Annotated in this window: 13 protein-coding genes; 6 read left to right on the top strand and 7 right to left on the bottom strand. The window is 69.2% G+C overall.

Annotated elements, in window-relative coordinates; all coding sequences use genetic code 11:
• Nucleotides 1-162: 162 nt before the first annotated feature.
• From NBZ85_RS06665 to NBZ85_RS06650, 4 genes are read left to right on the top strand one after another with little or no spacing between them, the layout of a single operon-like run.
• The gene (locus tag NBZ85_RS06665) at nucleotides 163-876 is read left to right on the top strand and encodes an SDR family oxidoreductase (RefSeq protein WP_261553627.1); all 714 of its coding nucleotides are present in this window, start codon (nucleotides 163-165) and stop codon (nucleotides 874-876) included.
• Entirely contained in the window at nucleotides 873-1952 is a 1080-nt protein-coding gene (locus NBZ85_RS06660; RefSeq protein WP_261561663.1) for a DUF7405 family protein, read from the top strand. Before NBZ85_RS06665 ends, NBZ85_RS06660 begins: the two co-directional genes overlap by 4 nt.
• Nucleotides 1953-1954: 2 nt before the next feature.
• On the top strand, nucleotides 1955-2683 hold the full coding sequence (locus NBZ85_RS06655) for a hypothetical protein (protein WP_261553625.1): 729 nt from the start codon (nucleotides 1955-1957) through the stop codon (nucleotides 2681-2683).
• A gap of 4 nt (nucleotides 2684-2687) precedes the next feature.
• Complete coding sequence (locus NBZ85_RS06650) at nucleotides 2688-3908, top strand: acyl-CoA dehydrogenase family protein (protein WP_261553624.1); 1221 nt, start codon at nucleotides 2688-2690, stop codon at nucleotides 3906-3908.
• Here NBZ85_RS06650 and NBZ85_RS06645 read toward each other — a convergent pair.
• Both NBZ85_RS06645 and NBZ85_RS06640 read right to left on the bottom strand, forming a co-directional pair.
• Entirely contained in the window at nucleotides 3905-4915 is a 1011-nt protein-coding gene (locus NBZ85_RS06645) for an aldo/keto reductase (RefSeq protein ID WP_261561662.1), read from the bottom strand. The two genes, NBZ85_RS06650 and NBZ85_RS06645, sit on opposite strands and share 4 nt — an antisense overlap.
• Before the next feature lie 59 nt (nucleotides 4916-4974).
• The gene (locus tag NBZ85_RS06640; RefSeq protein WP_261561661.1) at nucleotides 4975-5904 is read right to left on the bottom strand and encodes a TauD/TfdA dioxygenase family protein; all 930 of its coding nucleotides are present in this window, start codon (nucleotides 5902-5904) and stop codon (nucleotides 4975-4977) included.
• Nucleotides 5905-6137: 233 nt separating this feature from the next.
• Here NBZ85_RS06640 and NBZ85_RS06635 point away from each other — a divergent pair, with 233 nt between their 5' ends.
• Nucleotides 6138-7112, top strand: coding sequence for an LLM class flavin-dependent oxidoreductase (locus NBZ85_RS06635; protein ID WP_261561660.1), 975 nt, complete (start codon nucleotides 6138-6140; stop codon nucleotides 7110-7112).
• On the top strand, nucleotides 7102-8406 hold the full coding sequence (locus tag NBZ85_RS06630) for an NtaA/DmoA family FMN-dependent monooxygenase (RefSeq protein WP_261553620.1): 1305 nt from the start codon (nucleotides 7102-7104) through the stop codon (nucleotides 8404-8406). Before NBZ85_RS06635 ends, NBZ85_RS06630 begins: the two co-directional genes overlap by 11 nt.
• 149 nt (nucleotides 8407-8555) lie before the next feature.
• On the opposite strand, the gene NBZ85_RS06625 is transcribed toward NBZ85_RS06630, so the two are convergent.
• The 5 genes from NBZ85_RS06625 to NBZ85_RS06605 all read right to left on the bottom strand — a co-directional run bounded on the left by NBZ85_RS06625 (nucleotide 8556) and on the right by NBZ85_RS06605 (nucleotide 15259).
• Entirely contained in the window at nucleotides 8556-10250 is a 1695-nt protein-coding gene (locus NBZ85_RS06625; RefSeq protein ID WP_261553619.1) for an ABC transporter ATP-binding protein, read from the bottom strand.
• Nucleotides 10251-10252: 2 nt separating this feature from the next.
• Nucleotides 10253-11101 carry an ABC transporter permease gene (locus NBZ85_RS06620; protein WP_261553618.1) on the bottom strand — a complete coding sequence of 283 codons (849 nt, stop codon included), beginning with the start codon at nucleotides 11099-11101 and terminating at the stop codon, nucleotides 10253-10255.
• A 31-nt stretch (nucleotides 11102-11132) separates the two neighbouring features.
• The gene (locus tag NBZ85_RS06615) at nucleotides 11133-12131 is read right to left on the bottom strand and encodes an ABC transporter permease (protein WP_261553617.1); all 999 of its coding nucleotides are present in this window, start codon (nucleotides 12129-12131) and stop codon (nucleotides 11133-11135) included.
• Nucleotides 12132-12134: 3 nt separating this feature from the next.
• Nucleotides 12135-13784 (bottom strand): ABC transporter substrate-binding protein, encoded by a 1650-nt coding sequence (locus tag NBZ85_RS06610; protein WP_261553616.1) that lies wholly within the window; start codon nucleotides 13782-13784, stop codon nucleotides 12135-12137.
• 770 nt (nucleotides 13785-14554) lie between these two features.
• Nucleotides 14555-15259: an ABC transporter substrate-binding protein gene (locus tag NBZ85_RS06605; RefSeq protein ID WP_261561659.1), complete on the bottom strand. Its 705-nt coding sequence runs from the start codon at nucleotides 15257-15259 to the stop codon at nucleotides 14555-14557.
• Nucleotides 15260-15331: the final 72 nt, after the last annotated feature.

Here is a 15331-nt window from a genome sequence, read left to right as displayed (position 1 = left end):
GTCCGGGGTCGGCCACGTTCCCGCCCGGCCTTCGACCGAGTACCGCGGTTTGCCTACAGCGTTCCCGTAGCGGCGATTCGTTGTACCCGGTCGGTCGCTGTCACACGCTTGCCGACGGACCGCAGGAGGACTGCGTCCACGCCTACCTGAGGAGCCGATCCGGTGGCCCACATCATCGAGTTCGCCCCCCTGTTCGCCTACGCCGACACGCCGGATCTCCACCACGTCACGGGTGTCTGGAACGCCGCCGAGGCCACCGAGCGCCTGGCCGCTCAGCGTGGCCACACCTACCACCGCCCCGCTGTGGGCGGCACCACCCAGGCCGAGGTCGACGCGGCGCTGGCCTCGACCGACGCCCTGATCCTGGCCCCCAGCGTCGCCGGCCCGGCCGGCATGTTGCTGCCCGCCGACGGCGAGGAGTCCGGTCGGATCATCGGCCACCGCCTGCTCGACCGGCTCAGCGCCGAGCGCCCCGACCTGCACGTCGTGTTCATCTCGCACTTCCTGGTGGGGCACGGCGTCACCCACCGCAACAGCAAGCCGCACACCTGGGGCCTGCGGTCGCTGGAGGCGCACCTGCGCGGCGGACGCAACCCGTGGACGATCCTGCGCGCGACGTGGCTGTCCACCGTCCACGACGAGTCGTACCAGACCCGGCTCAGCCAGGACCCGTACACCGACGGCCTGTCGAGCACGACCGCGATCGCCGACGCGGCCCTGACCGCGATCGAGAATCCGCGCGCGGCCGTCGGCCGCACCGCGGCGGTGTTCAACCTCAGCATCCCCGAGGTGGGCCGCACCGACCTGGTGCGTCAGTTCGAGGCACTCGAGCCCGACTTCGAGTACGAGGTCAGCCGGCAGCCGGTGGACGCGTGACCGCGCCCGTGAGCAGCCGACGTCCGACCGGACAGCACGAGTGGGAGGCAACGTTCGGGCGGGACGCGAACGGGCGGCCGGTCCCGCCGAAGCGCCATGTGCTCGTCCTGGCGAACGTCCTCGGCCGGCCCGGGGACACCGCCGCCCGCCACCTCGAGGCCGGCCTGGCCGCCCTTGAGGAGCGGTACGGCTACGGACGCGACGGGCTGCTGTCCACCGTCGGCTGGGGCCAGACCTGGTGGGACCAGCACACCGAGCAGGTGGGGCTGATCGGCGCCCCGTCGCGCATGTCGCGTTGGGAGGATCCCGTGCTCGAGCAGCCGTCGGCGATCTTCCACTTCGCCAGTGACCACCAGGATGTCCTCGACGACGCCCGGGAGACGCTGTTCGGCGGCGGGGACCTCGCGCAGGGCGAGTACCTCACCGTCATCGACGTGCGCAACGGCTTCGTGGGCACCGGGCTGCCGGCGCAGGCGCTGCCCTCCCTCGGCATCCCGGCCTCGTCCCCGCTGCTGCTCGGGTTCCACTCCGTGCATCGTGGCAGCCAGGCCACCGAAGAGTCGATCACCATCGGCTCCGGGCCGCTGGCCGGCGGCACCACGGCCCATGTGAGCCGCATCGAGCTCGCCGTGGAGCGTTGGCATGCCCTGGACCGGGACGAGCAGGCGGCGTTGCTGTTCAGCCCGACGCACACCGCCGCCCAGGTCGAGGCGCTCACCGACGACGCTCCGAGCGACTATCCGAAGTACGAACAGACCGTGGCCGAGTACGGCATCGTCGGGCACGCCCAGGCCGCGGCCCGGGCCCGCGTCAACAACGTCCCGGTGATCAACCGCCGCGACTTCGCGACGCTGGACGAGGGCCGGCCGGGAACCCACTTCGTCGCGCTCCAGAGGGAACTGCGGGACTTCAACAACACCCGGGCGATCATGAACGGCGCGGACGGCACCGACTACCACAGGGGGGTCGGCGCCCGCCGCCGCAACGGCATCAACGCGTTCTTCGACGTGACCAGGCGCGCGACCTTCGGGCTGCCCTCGCGCGCGCACCGCGCCTACCCGTCCCGCAGGAGCTGACGATGGCCGACCTACCCGTATCCCCGCCCACGCTCGACGAACAGGCCGCCCAGGCACTGCGCGGCATTCTCGACGACCCCGCGCTGCCGGTGGGGAGCACAGCCGCCGGCCCCGACGGGCCGCGGATCGCCGCGCTGCGCGAGGCCCACGACTTCGTGAGCAGTCAGAAGCTCGCGGTCACCGCCGCGTGGTCGCCGGAGGCGGCGGGGGCGCTGGTGGACTCACTCGCCCGGATCGATCCCACCCTGGCGGCGACGCTGCGCTGGCACGCCACCCTGGCCCCGTTCCTGTCGGCGCTGCCCGCCTCGCGTCCGCGCAATGCCCTGCTGGGCAACATCCGGCGCGGTGAGCTGTTCACCTGGGCGACCGCGGTCGGGGCCTGGACCTGGCGGGACGGGTCGGCCCCGGATGCCGAGCGCCCGCTGGGGCGGGCCGACGGGGAGATCGAAAGCGACGAGTTCCCGGGTCTGTACGACACCGTCCTGCTGTGGGAGCCGTCCGCGTCGGCTCTGGTGGCGCTGCCGACCCACCGGGCCCGGCTGTCGTGGGAGCCGGTGGAACCACCGACGGCCGACGCCGGCCGGCGCTGGAAGATCACCCTGACCCGGGTGACCATCCACGCCGACGAGCTCGTCCGCCTCGAGACGGACCCGCGCACGTCGCCGGCGTGGCGCGAGCCGGGGGGCGCCTGGCCCGAGCCGGGGGCCGCCTGGCCCGAGCCGGAGGCATAGCCCCATGACCACGACCACGACCACGGCCACCCGGCCGCCGCGGTGGGGTGCGCCGGAGCTGCACGACGCGATCGAGGAGATCGCGGCCGACGCGCGCCGGCGACGCGTCGACGGCCCCGGGCGACCGGACCGGGCGATCGCGCTCGTCCGCGAGCTGCGCCTCGGCGCGGTCCGGGTACCCACCGGCCTCGGCGGGGGTGGGTACCGCAAGCGCGACCTGTTCACCCTGGTCATCGGGTTGGCCGAGGCCGACCCGGACGTACCGCACATCCTGCGGGTGCACTGGAGCTTCGTCGAGGAGCGGCTCCGCCTACGGGCGGCGGAGAGCGACCGCCCGTGGCTGAGCGAGATCGTCGCCGGCCGGCTGTTCGGTGGGGCCAGCTCCGAGCTGTCGAACCACAACATCGGATCCCGCACGTACGACACCGCCCTGACCCGGGACGGCGGCGGCTTCCGACTGAACGGCCGGAAGTTCTACAGCACCGGCAGCCTCTACTCCGACTACCTGAACGTCCTGGCCGCCCATCCGGACGGCGAGGTCGGCACTGTGCTGGTGCCGGCCGACCGGGCCGGCGTGATTCACGCCGATGACTGGGACGGTATCGGCCAGCGGGAGACCGGCAGCGGCACCACCGTCTTCGACAACGTGCGGGTGGAGGCCGACGAGGTCAACCAGTTCCCCCCGCGGCTCGGCGAGGGCAGTCCCGGCCAGTCCCAGCCGCAGTTGCTGCTACACGCGATCGCCGCGGGCATTCTGCGGGCCGTCACCGCCGACGCCGCCGAGCTGGTGCGCGGCCGCACCCGCTCCTACACGTGGGCCACGGCCGAACAGCCCCGTCACGATCCCCAGCTGCTGCAGGTCATCGGGTCGCTCTCCGCGGCGGCCTTCGTGGCCGAGGCGACCGTCCTGGCCGCAGCCGACGCCCAGGACCGCGCCGCCGCCTTCGCGTTCGAGCACCACGTCGCCGACCCGACGCTCGAACACGAGGCGTCGCTGCTCGCCGCCAAGACGAAGGTCGGCCTCGAGGACCTCGCCCTGCGCGCCGCCAGCGACCTCTACGCCGTCGGCGGGGCGTCGGCGACGCGGGCGTCGACCCATCTCGATCGGCACTGGCGCAACCTGCGGACCCTGTTCTCGCACAACCCGACCGTGTACAAGGCCCGCGCCATCGGCGACCTGGTCACCAACGGCACCGAGCTCCCGCGGAACGTCGGGTTCTTCTAGCTCTCCCCGGTGTGGGGGGGCGCCTCGGTGCCGATGTTCTCCGGTCGGATCGACCGCTCCCCCGCCACCTGGTCGGCCAGCTTGCCCAGCCGCCCCAGCTGCTCGGCCGACAGCTCGACGGCCAGCGCGCCGGCGTTCTCCCGGACGTACTCCGGGTGGCGGGTGCCGGGGATCGGCACCACGTCCTCGCCCTGGCCCAGCAGCCAGGCGAGTGCCACCTGGGACGGCCGGACACCGAGTTCGCCGGCCACCGCGACGACCTCGTCGGCGAGCGCGCGGTTGGTCGCGAAGTTGTCCTCGGCGAACCGCGGGTGGGCGACCCGCTGCCCGGTCACGTCCTCGCGCGAGCGGACCGCACCGGTGAGCCAGGCCCGGCCGAGCGGCGAGTACGGCACGAGGGCGATGCCCAGTTCCCTGGCGACCGGGACGATGGGTCCCTCGATGTCCCGGCTGAACAGCGACCACTCACTCTGGATCGCGGCGATCGGGTGCACCGCGTGGGCCCGGCGGATCGTCCCCGGGCCCGGTTCGGACAGGCCGATATGCAGCACCTTGCCCGCCGCGACCAGCTCCGCGAGCGCGCCCACGGTGTCCTCGATCGGCACGGTCGGGTCGACGCGGTGCTGGTAGTACAGGTCCACATGGTCCACGCCGAGCCGGCGCAGCGAGCCCTCGATGGCCCCGCGGATGTACTCCGGCCGCCCGTCGATGCGGCGGTGATCCGGGTTGGTGTCGCGGTCCAGGGCATTGCCGAACTTCGTCGCGATCACGACCTGATCGCGACGGCCCCTGATCACCCGGCCCAGCAGCAGCTCGCTGTGTTCGGGGCCGTACACGTCCGCGGTGTCGAAGAACGTGATGCCGGCGTCGAGCGCGGCATCGACCACCTCCCGGGCCTGCCGCTCGTCCTCGGGGCCGGAGCCGGAGCGGAAGCTCATGAAGCCCAGGCCGATCGGCGAGACCCACGGGCCGGAGGAGCCGAGCCGCCGCTTGACCGTGTGCGTCACTGTCTGTCTCCTTGTTCGGTCATTCTCGTGAGGCCGGACATCGACGTGCGTGCCGGTGATCAGGAGCCGTAGAAGGGCTGCCCGGACACCAGTTCCGACTCGCGCCCGTCCACGCCCCGGGGGATGTCACCCTCGAGGGTGACGCGGTACAGCACGCGCTCGTGGCCGAGGTGGCCGGCGTCGCTGACCGCCAGGTGCGAGGTAGCCCGGTTGTCCCAGAACGCGACGCTGCCCGGCTGCCAGCGGAACCGCACGGTGTACTCGGTGCGGGTCGCCTCCTCCCAGAGCAGCGCGAGGATCCGTTCGCTCTGCGTCGGGCTGAAGCCACGGATCTCGCGCGGGCCGCGAGTGAAGCCGGGGCTGACGAACAGGGCCCGCTCGCCGGTCACCGGGTGGACCCGCACCGCGGGATGGTAGGCGGCGAGGTTCGCCTCGGCGACCTTGCGCTCCCGCTGGCTGCCGGCCGTGGCCTGGGTGTTGAACTGGTGCTTGATGTCGAGCGTGTCGGCAAAGTCGCGCAGTTCCTTCGGCAGGTTCTCGTACGCGGCGACCAGGTTCGTCCACGTGGTGTCGCCGCCGTACGGCGGGAGGATGTCCGAGCGCAGGATCGAGGCGGCCGGCGGGTTGACCAGGGCGGTGACGTCGGTATGCCAGCTGTTGTCGTACGAGGTGCGCTTGCGGCCGAGGTTCTGCTCGTAGCGGCGGCTGTCGATCGGCAGGATCTCGGGGAAACCCTCTGGCGGGTTCTCCTCGTGCGGATGCGCGGGAGTCACCTTGCCGAAGCGCCGCGCGAAGGCCACCTGCTCGGCGTGCCCGATCTGCTGGTCACGGAAGAAGATCACCTTGTACTGGTGGAGGGCCTGCCGAATCTCGGCGATGACGACGTCGTCGAGGTTCTCACGCAGGTCCACACCGGTGATCGTGGCGCCGATGTACCCGGCGAGTGGTTCGGCATCCAGCCCGAGGGCGGAACCAGGAACCGTGGTCATGGAGAGCTCCTTTGCTGTGGCGTTCTCGCACATCCAGCATCGGCCCCGGCCGGGTCCGGACCAAGGCCGCTCGGCTACCAGTTCCGCACACGCCTACTTAATTGGCGGGAATTGTTTGGCTCATTCCGGCAGTGACCACGCACAGCGCGAACCGGCTGATCCGCGCGGAACTTCACGGATTGCGTAGCGGCCGCGGGTTGTTCCCACGGCCGCGCCGGGGGGAGCGTCGAGCCATGACTCTCCCGACGCCGAAGGCGCCACCACCCGCCCTGGTCGCGGTGACCCGATCGACACTGGCGGAACTGCTGGACCCGGCGGGCGCGGCCGAACTACCGCGGCTGGCCGCGCGGCTGGACGCGGTGGCGGACGCGCTGATCCTCGGCGCGGACCTGGTCTTCGAAGCCGGCACGGCACTCGAAGCCGGCACGGCTACCGGCGCCGGCCACGCCGGCCACGCCGGCATCGACCCGACGATCGCAGCGATCACGCTCGCCCACCACACCCGCCGGGTCGGCCTGGTCGTCGCGGCCGTCCCCCAGCGCGATCATCCTTACAACATCGCCCGGCGCCTGTCGAGTCTTGATCACGCTTCCGGCGGACGGGTCGGTCTGTTCATCGGCGTCGAAGACCACCGGGCGACCGCCGGCTCGCCGTGGACGTACGCCGACCCGGTCGCGGCGGCCGCAGACGCCGTGACCGCGATCCGGGCGCTGTGGCGCAGCTTCCCGATCGACACGATCGTCGCCGATCGGGAGTCCGGCCTGTTCGCCGAGTCCCATCGGATCGTGGCGATCGACCACCGGGGCGCCTTCGACGTCGACGGCCCCCTGCAGGTGCCGTGGAGCCCGCAGATCTGGCCGCCGGTGCTCGCGTGGTCGGCCGGGGCCGGCGGTTCCGCGCTCGCGCGGGTCGCCGACGTCGTGGTCAACCCCGAGGACACCCGGCTGGTGCTCCACCACGTGGGCAGCCTCTCCGAGCTGCGGCGGCTGCTGTCCACCGCGCCGGAACTGCCGTCGTCCCCAGCCGCCCCGGTCCCGCTGCGGGCGCGATTCGGCCTGGCCCCAGCGGACCCACCGACCGGCGGCCGGCAGGCGTTTCCGGACCCCGCGCACAACCCCGACGAGAAACAGAAGCCCGACGAGAAACAGAAGCCCGACGAGGAACCGAATCCCGACGAGGCACAGAAGAAGGTCTCCCATGTCCGCTGAGCCACAGCGACACGTCATCCTCAATGTCAACGTCCTTGACGTCGGCATCACCCACGACGCCTGGCGCCACAACAACCTGGACCGACTGGCGTTCGTCGACGCCGGGTACTTCCAGCGGATCGGGCAGATCGCCGAGCGCGGGACGCTCGACGCGTTCTTCCTCGCCGACGGCCCCGGGCTGCGCGAGGACCCGCGCTTCAAACCGTCCCGCAGCCTGGAACCCACGCTGATCCTCGCCGCGGTAGCCGCGGTCACCGAGAACCTGGGCCTGATCGGCACCGCGTCGAGCACGTTCAACGACCCGTGGGAGCTGGCGTACCGCTTCCAGTCCCTGGACTACGTCTCCGGCGGCCGGGCCGCGTGGAACGTCGTCACGACCTACAGCCCCGATGTCGCCGGCAACTTCGGTCTGCCCGAACTCCCGGACCGGGACGCGCGTTACCGTCGGGCGAGCGAGTTCGTCGACGTCGTCACCGCGCTGTGGCGGTCCGCGAACGGAGGACCTCCGGTCGAGCATCGGGGCGAGTTCTTTACGGTCAGCGGGCGGCTGCCGGTGCCCGTCTCGGCGCAGGGCTTCCCGCTGCTGGTGCAGGCCGGCGGTTCACCGGCCGGCCGGGAACTGGCGGGACGGGAGGCGAACGCCGTGTTCTCCGCCGAGCTGAGTCTGCGGGCCGGGATCGATCACTACAACCAGGTCAAGGCCGTCGCGGCCAGGGCCGGTCGCGACCCGGCGCACGTGAAGATCCTGCCCGGCCTCATCACGACGATCGGTAGCACCGAGCAGGAGGCTTACCGGCGCCACGAGGAGACGCAGGTGTCGGCGCCCGACGGCTTCCCCCTGACCCGCCTGGCCGGCTCCCTCGGCGTCGCGCCGGACGAACTCGACCCGGACGCGCCGCTGCCGCGGAAGGTCCTGGACGGGCCGCCGGACCCGAAGCATTTCAAGGCATCGCTCGGGTTCCGGGAGTCGGTGGTGCGCCTGGCCCAGGACGAGAACCTCACCGTCCGTGATCTACTCACCCAACTGGCGGGTGGTGGTGGTCACCGCAAGATCGTGGGCACCCCGGAGCAGGTGGCCGACACGATCGAGCGCTGGTTTCGCGCCGGCGCCGCCGACGGGTTCAACCTGATGCCGGACCGCTTCCCCGACGGCCTGGAGGTGTTCACCGACCACGTCGTCCCGCTGCTGCGCCAGCGTGGCCTGTTCCGCCACGAGTACGAGAGCAGGACGCTGCGCGGCCGGCTGAACATCCCGATCTCCTCGTCCGTTGCCGCGGTATCGGCCGCGTCCTGACCCAGCTTCCGGAGCGCGGTTCTCCAGGTACCACATCGGACCGTGGCGGAGGCGGGTGGAGTTGACTGGGCGGCCCGCCGACAACCCACCCGCCCCGCTGCGTGGACGATCGGCGGAGCGCGGTCGAGAGGATCACTGTTGCCGCCGGGCTAGCCCGAGCTGCTCAGCACTTTCGGCACGTCCGGCGGCGTGTGGATCGACTTCGGGATGGAGTCGATCAATGCCCGGGTGTAGTCGTTCCGCGGGTTCGAGAAGATCTCCTCGACGGTGCCGGACTCCTTGGCTTCGCCCCGCTGCAGCACCGTCACCGTGTCGGCGAACTGTCGGACCACGCTCAGATCGTGGGAGATGAACAGATAGCTCAGGTTCAGCTCCACCTGCAGGTCCGTCAGCACCTGCAGGATCTGAGCCTGGACGATCACGTCCAGGGCCGAGGTCGGCTCGTCCAGCACCAGCACCTTGGGGTCGAGGCTGAGCGCCCGCGCAATCGCCACGCGCTGCCGCTGTCCGCCGGACAGTTCCCGGGCCCGGCGACGCAGGAACGAGTCGTCCAGCCCGACCACGCCGAGTAGCTCCGACACTTTCTCGCGCCGCTCCGCCCGGGTACCGACCTGGTAACGCACCAATGGCTCCTCGATCAGCCGCGCCACCTTGTAGGTCGGATCGAGCGAGGTGAACGGGTTCTGGTAGAGCAACTGAAGGTTCCGCCGGGCCTCGCGCAGCTCCCGGCGCGCGAGGTTCGCGACGTCCTGGCCGCCCACCAGCACCTGGCCGGCATCAGGATCGAGCAGACGTAGGATGATCCGGGCCAACGTCGACTTGCCCGATCCCGACTCGCCCACCAGCGCATGCGTCCGACCGGATTCGATCGAGAAGGACACGCCCTTCAACGCCTCGGTGCGATGCTCGCCACGCCCGAAGGTCTTGTGAACGTCGGTGACCGTCAACGCCGGCTGGTCAGCCGTCGAACCGGAGCGGAGCTGCTTGGTCGCGGTGAACTTGTTCAGATTCAGGCTCGGAACATCGCCGATCAGCTCGCGGGTGTAATCGGAAGTCGGATGGTGCAGCACCTCGGTGGACGAGCCGTATTCCTGGATCTCGCCCGTCCTGAGCACGACCACCTTGTCTGAGCGTTCAGAGGCAAGCGACAGATCATGGGTGATGAGCAGCACGGACAGACCGTTCTCACCCTTGAGCCGGTCGAGCAGGTCGAGGATGGTCTTCTGGATCGTGACGTCCAGGGCGGAGGTCGGCTCGTCGGCCACGATGAGCCTCGGTTGCTGGGCGATCGCGATACCGATCAGGATCCGTTGGAGCTGTCCGCCGGACAACTGGTGTGGATAGGACAGCAGTGCCCGCTCCGGGTCGAGGATTCCGACCGATTCGAGCAGGTCGACGGCATGCTGATGATAGGCACGCCGCTCCGCGTATTCCGGCAGACCCGAGATCTGGTACGCCTCGAAGATCTGCCGATCGATCCGCCGCACCGGGTTGAGCGACGCGGTCGGGTCCTGCGGGACGAACCCGATGTGCCGGCCACGCAGCTTGCGGAACTCGCCCTCGCGCAGGCGCAGGGTCTCACGGCCGTCGAAGTCGACGTTGCCCCGGACGGCCACGTGGCTGTCGAGCAGCTTGAGAATCGCGTTGACCACGGTGGACTTGCCCGAGCCCGATTCGCCGACGATGGCGACCGTCTCGCCCGGGTTGACCGTGAAGGACACCCCGGAGACGGTGGGAGCATCGAGGTCTCCGCCGTAGGCCACCGTCAGGTCGCGCACCGCGAGCAGAGGCGCCGTGGACGTCTCCGGGAGCTGTCCGACTGGATTCCCCGTTGCGCTGGTCATTGTCACCGTCCCTTGCTGATGGACTTGTTGAGCTGGTTGAGGGCAAGCACCGTCAGCACCATGACGATGCCGGGCGCGTAGACGAGCCACGGGTAGCGGTACAGGAAGTCCTTGCCGTTGGCGACCTGCAGTCCCCAGTCCGCGGCCGGCGGCGGACTGCCGTACCCGAGAAAGGCGAGGGCGGAGATGTTGATGATCGCGATGCCGAACTGGAGCACGCCGAGGGCCAGGACGGAACGGTAGGTGTTGGGCAGCACGTGCCCGAACAGCACCTGCAGCTTGTTTCCGCCGACCAGGTAGGCCGATTCGACAAAAGGCAGACCCTTGACCCGCAGCGCCTCGGACCGGATCAGCCGGGCGAACACCGCGACCGACGAGGCGCCGACCGCGATCGCGGCATTGACGGTGGCAAAGCCCAGCGAGACCACCACGATGACCGCGAGCAGGAAGGCGGGAATAGCCAGGAGCACGTCGATGAGCCGCCCCAGCACCGCATCCACCGCGCGACCGAAGAAGCCCGCCACGAGCCCGATCAGACTGCCGGCGAACAGGCCTATCCCGACCGCGACGAGGGCCGTGAGCACGGCCGACCGCGTGCCGTAGACCACCCGGGCGAAGACGTCGCGCCCGAACTGGTCGGTGCCGAACAGGTGCGCGCCCGAGGGGGCCTGGAACTGCTCCCGGGTGATCCCGGCGTACGGGCTGTGGCTGGTGAACAGTCCCGGGACGATGGCCCAGGCCAGGACGACAAGGATGATCAGCGCCGCCACCAGCGTGTAGGCGTTGCGAAGGGTGAGTGCGGGCAGGCTCAGCCTGGCGCGCGCGCGCGGAACCGTGGACAGTGCTACCACGTCGCCACCTGCTTCCCGGAGTCGTGGTTGGTCATCGTGCCGTCGCCCGTCGCAGCCGCGGATCCAACAACGGATAGATCAGGTCGACGATCAGGTTGATCACCAGGAACAGCACGGCCGTGAGCGTCACCGCGGCCTGGAGCACAGGTACGTCCTGGTCCGTCGCTGCCGTCTCGATGACCGTGCCGAGTCCGGGCCGCCCGAAGACCGCCTCGGTGATCATCGATCCGCCGAGCAGGTCGCCGACGATGATCGCCGTGATCGTCAGGGTGGGGAGCGCGGCGTTGGGCAGCAGGTGCCGGACGAGCAGCGTGAACCGGCCGATGCCCTTCGAGATCGCCACGGTCGAGTACTGCTCCGTCCGAGCGGCGTCCAGCGCACTGATGAAGATCTGAGCGATCGGCGCCGAGACCGGGATGGCCAGCGTGACGGCCGGGTAGATCAGCGCACTCAGCCCGTCATAGGTGGTGATCTTGAACCAGCCCAGGTTGAACGAGAACACGTCGATGATGACCAGACCGATGAGGAAGTTGGGCATCGACAGGAACAGCGACGGGAAGGTCCGCAGCACCCCACCGCCGAGCTTGGCCGGCAGGTAGAAGGCCCCGATCGAGATCACGAAGGCGAGGAGCGCGGCGATCACGAAGGAGGCGCCGGCCAGCTCCAGCGTCGACGGGATCCCGCCCCGGATCACGGACGTCACGGGCCGGCCGGCGTCCAGCGACAGCCCCCAGTCCCCGTGCAGGATCAGCCGCTCCAGGGCGTAGCCCAACTGCGCCCACACCGGGCGGTCCAGCCGGTAGTACGCGAGCAGGTCGTTGATCTGCTTCTCGGTGTAGTTCAACTCCGGGCTACGCAACCGAGCCGACACCGGATTACCCGGCAGAACCGTGACGATGATGAAGATCAGGACGTAGACGAGGACGACCGCAAGCACCGCCTGGCCGATGCGGGCAATGACGTACCGGGCGTTGTACGACCCGGCCAGCCGCGCGCTGCGGGGACGGCGTGGGATGGCGACCGTTGCCATGACCTACGCGTCCAGCCAGGCGTCATAAAGCCGGATGCGGGGATAGCCGTCCGTGCTGATGCCCTTCAGATTCCCGGCCGCCGAGAAGTTCTGCGGGAACTCGTGCACCGGAATGAAGTAGTGGTTCTCGATGACAAACTGCTGCACCTTCTTCGCGAGACTGTATACCTCCGCGTCCGTCTTGGCGGCGATGACCTGCTCCAGCAGCGTGTCCAGCTCCTTGTCCGGGGCCCCGAACTGGTTCTGCTGACCCGAGTGCCACCACCGCCACAGGAAGGTCGGGTAATCCGCTCCCCAGTGGATCTCGTAGAGCGGAACCGGTGGCTTGATCGTAACGGCGGTGATCGTGTTGTAGTTGTCGTAGTCGACGTTCTTGAGGGTCAGCTTGACGCCGACCTTCTTCCACTGCTGCGCGATGAGCGTCAGGTCGTCCCGCGACGTGGTGATGAACACCGACGGGTACTCGATGAACTCCAGTGTCTCGCCGTCCTTGGTCCGGTAACCATCCTTGTCGCGCCCAGTCCAGCCGGCCTCGTTCAGAAGTCTGTTGGCCCGGGCCGGGTCGTACTTGAAGTGCTCGGTGAGATCCACCGCCCACGGGGTCTGGGAGTTGACGGGACCCTGGGCGACCTTCCAGCCGCTGTTGTAGAGGGTGTTGATGATCTCCTGTCGGTCGATGGCGCGGTTAAGCGCTTCCCGAACCCGGACGTCCTGCGTGTTCCTGGCGTTCACCCGGATGTGCAGGCCCCACACGCTGCCCGAGGCGAACGCATTGATGATCTTGAAACCCTCGCCCTGGAGACGGCTCTCGGCGCTCGGTTGTGTGTAGTGCACGACCTGGGCCTGACCGGACTCCAACGCACCGACCCGGAGCAGGTTCTGCGAGACCTGCTGGATGGTGATCTTCTCCAGGTAGGCAGGCCCGGTGTGTTTGGCGTCCGGGCGGGGCCAGTTGTAGTCATCCCGCCGCTTGAGGACCACCTCCTTGCCGGCCTTCCAGGACTCCACCACCCACGGGCCGGTGGCGAACGTGTTCTTCAGGTCGGACTGCTCCGCCAGCGGCAGCTTGATCGTCGCCGGCGCCAGAATGGCCGCGTTCGACGAGCCGGCCAGTTGCTGTATGAATGCCGGGAACGGGTCGGTCAGGGCTACCTCCACCTCGTAGTCGCTCACGGCGGTGGCCTGCTTGTACACCTTCGGGATGTTGGCGACCCGAGGAATGGCCCGGCTGGAGTCGCCGAGGCCCACCAGGTTCAGGTTGAGCGCGACGGTCTGGGCGTCGAGCTTCTCCCCGTTGGAGAACGTCACACCCTTGCGGATGCCGATGTTGAATTTCGTGAAATCGGCGTTGTGCGTGTAGCCCGTGGCCAGATGGGGCGCAATCTCGGTCTTCGAGTTCGCGTAGAACAGATATTCCGCGAAGAGGCCCCAGACCTGGAGTGCGTGCCAGGAGCCGACCTGCGACTGCGCCCAACCCGCGTTCTCGAACGCGTTGAGATAGAAAATCTCGCCGCCCGCCTTCGGCTGGGCGTTGACGTCGGATGTGCCCTGGCTGGGCGAGCCGGAGGCACCGGCGCAGGCCGCCAGTAGGCCGGAACCAGCGAACAAGGCACCCAGACTGAAGAGGTTACGCCGGTCGAGTTCGAACGTCATGGTGGACTTTTCCTTCACCTTTTTTATCAGGGCAGGCCGTCTGGCCTGCTAGCCATCGTCGAAACTGATCAGGCCGGGACCGTCGACCACGCAACCTTGAGCCGGGTCACCTCACGCCGACCGCAGGTCACGCCTCGGAAGTAGTATTCGAGAAAGCCCGAAACGGCCGGCGAAGCGGCGCGGCCGAGAACGTCAGGCCGGTCGACTTTGAGCGTCACGGAAAATCGAGTCCCTTGGCTGTCGAGGGCCGCCGCGCGACAGCGCGCGGCGACGACGCGAGGAAGCGTCCTGGCGGCGGCCGCCGGCGACGGACCGACTAGCCGGCCTGACACTGCTCCGGGCGCAGACACCCGGCGCAGTGCACGGCAGCGGGACCACAGCCCCAGGGAGCGATCATGAAAAAATGATGGCCGGAGAGGCGGTGCCGACCAATGCTGTACCGCTACCGGCTAGATGTATCTGAACTTAAGTGGCACCCCGCGGTAGGCCGGCGGAGTGGTGGGCCACCTACCATCTGCGACGGATGGGCCGGGCCCACGCTCACCGGTGTGACGCGCCGTCCGGCCCAGATTCGTCAGTAGCGACGACGTGGTCGCCTGGTGGGCACCGGGCTTGAGAAGCTTCTTCGCCGTGTCGTGTGCCGCTGGCCTCGGAGGGTGGGCAGGGTGCGGACCCGCCTGCTGCGGCGGGCCCGCCGGGGCCCTACCGTCGCCTGGACCCCGGCGGCATTCGCCAGGCCGCGCGGCTCACGGCCAGGGCCCTGATGACGCTCAGCCCCGCCAGGTCAGGTAGAACCACGGTGAGCTCTGCAGCTCGGAGAATCCGTGCACGTCGCTCCGACCGGCAAACGTCTGCGTCCGCTCTGTGAGCGGCAGCACGTAGGCCTCGTCGATGATGTGGCTCTGCAGGCTCGCGACCCTCGCCTTCTGTTCCGCCGCGGTCAGGTCGCCGTAGAGGACGTCCGAGGTCAGCTGCTCGAGCAGTTTGTCCTTGCCTTGGAGCCTGAACGCATCACCGCCATGGAGCGCGGCCGCGCGCGCGATCGTGTAAGCCGCCTCGTGACCGCCGCCCGAGTAGATGAGACCGATGGCTGGATTCTTCGCCGCCGCCGGATAGTTCGAGTAGTCGACCTGATTCAGCTGAAGGTCGATACCGATCTTCCTGAGCTCCAGTTGCAGGAACTCAAACGCGGCCGGGGCACCGACCGTATATACGTCGACCAACGCCCTGACAACGAGCGGCTTACCCGCCGCGTTGACGCGAACACCGCTACCGCCCGCGGGCAGCTTCCAGCCGGACTCCGCCAGCAGTCGGGCCGCCTCCGTAGGGTCGTACTTCAGTGCCGAGCTTTGATCGACATAATCCGGACCGGCGCTACCGAACAGCCCCGTCGCCGCCTTGTAGCTGGACGAGTAGACAGTGAACCTTTCCCGGTAACCTTTCGTCACCTTTGGTAGCAACAACGCTGTGTGCATACGTTGATCTCTACGTGGTGCGCTGGTGCTCCATGTGGAGCAGCACGAGGCATGCTTTCACCACGGATCCGA

This window comes from Frankia tisae (genome assembly GCF_025403405.1).
In the GTDB taxonomy this organism is placed as follows: domain Bacteria; phylum Actinomycetota; class Actinomycetes; order Frankiales; family Frankiaceae; genus Frankia; species Frankia tisai.
The sequence above is the reverse complement of the archived record's forward strand: the minus strand, read 5'-3'. Positions and strand labels throughout refer to the sequence as shown.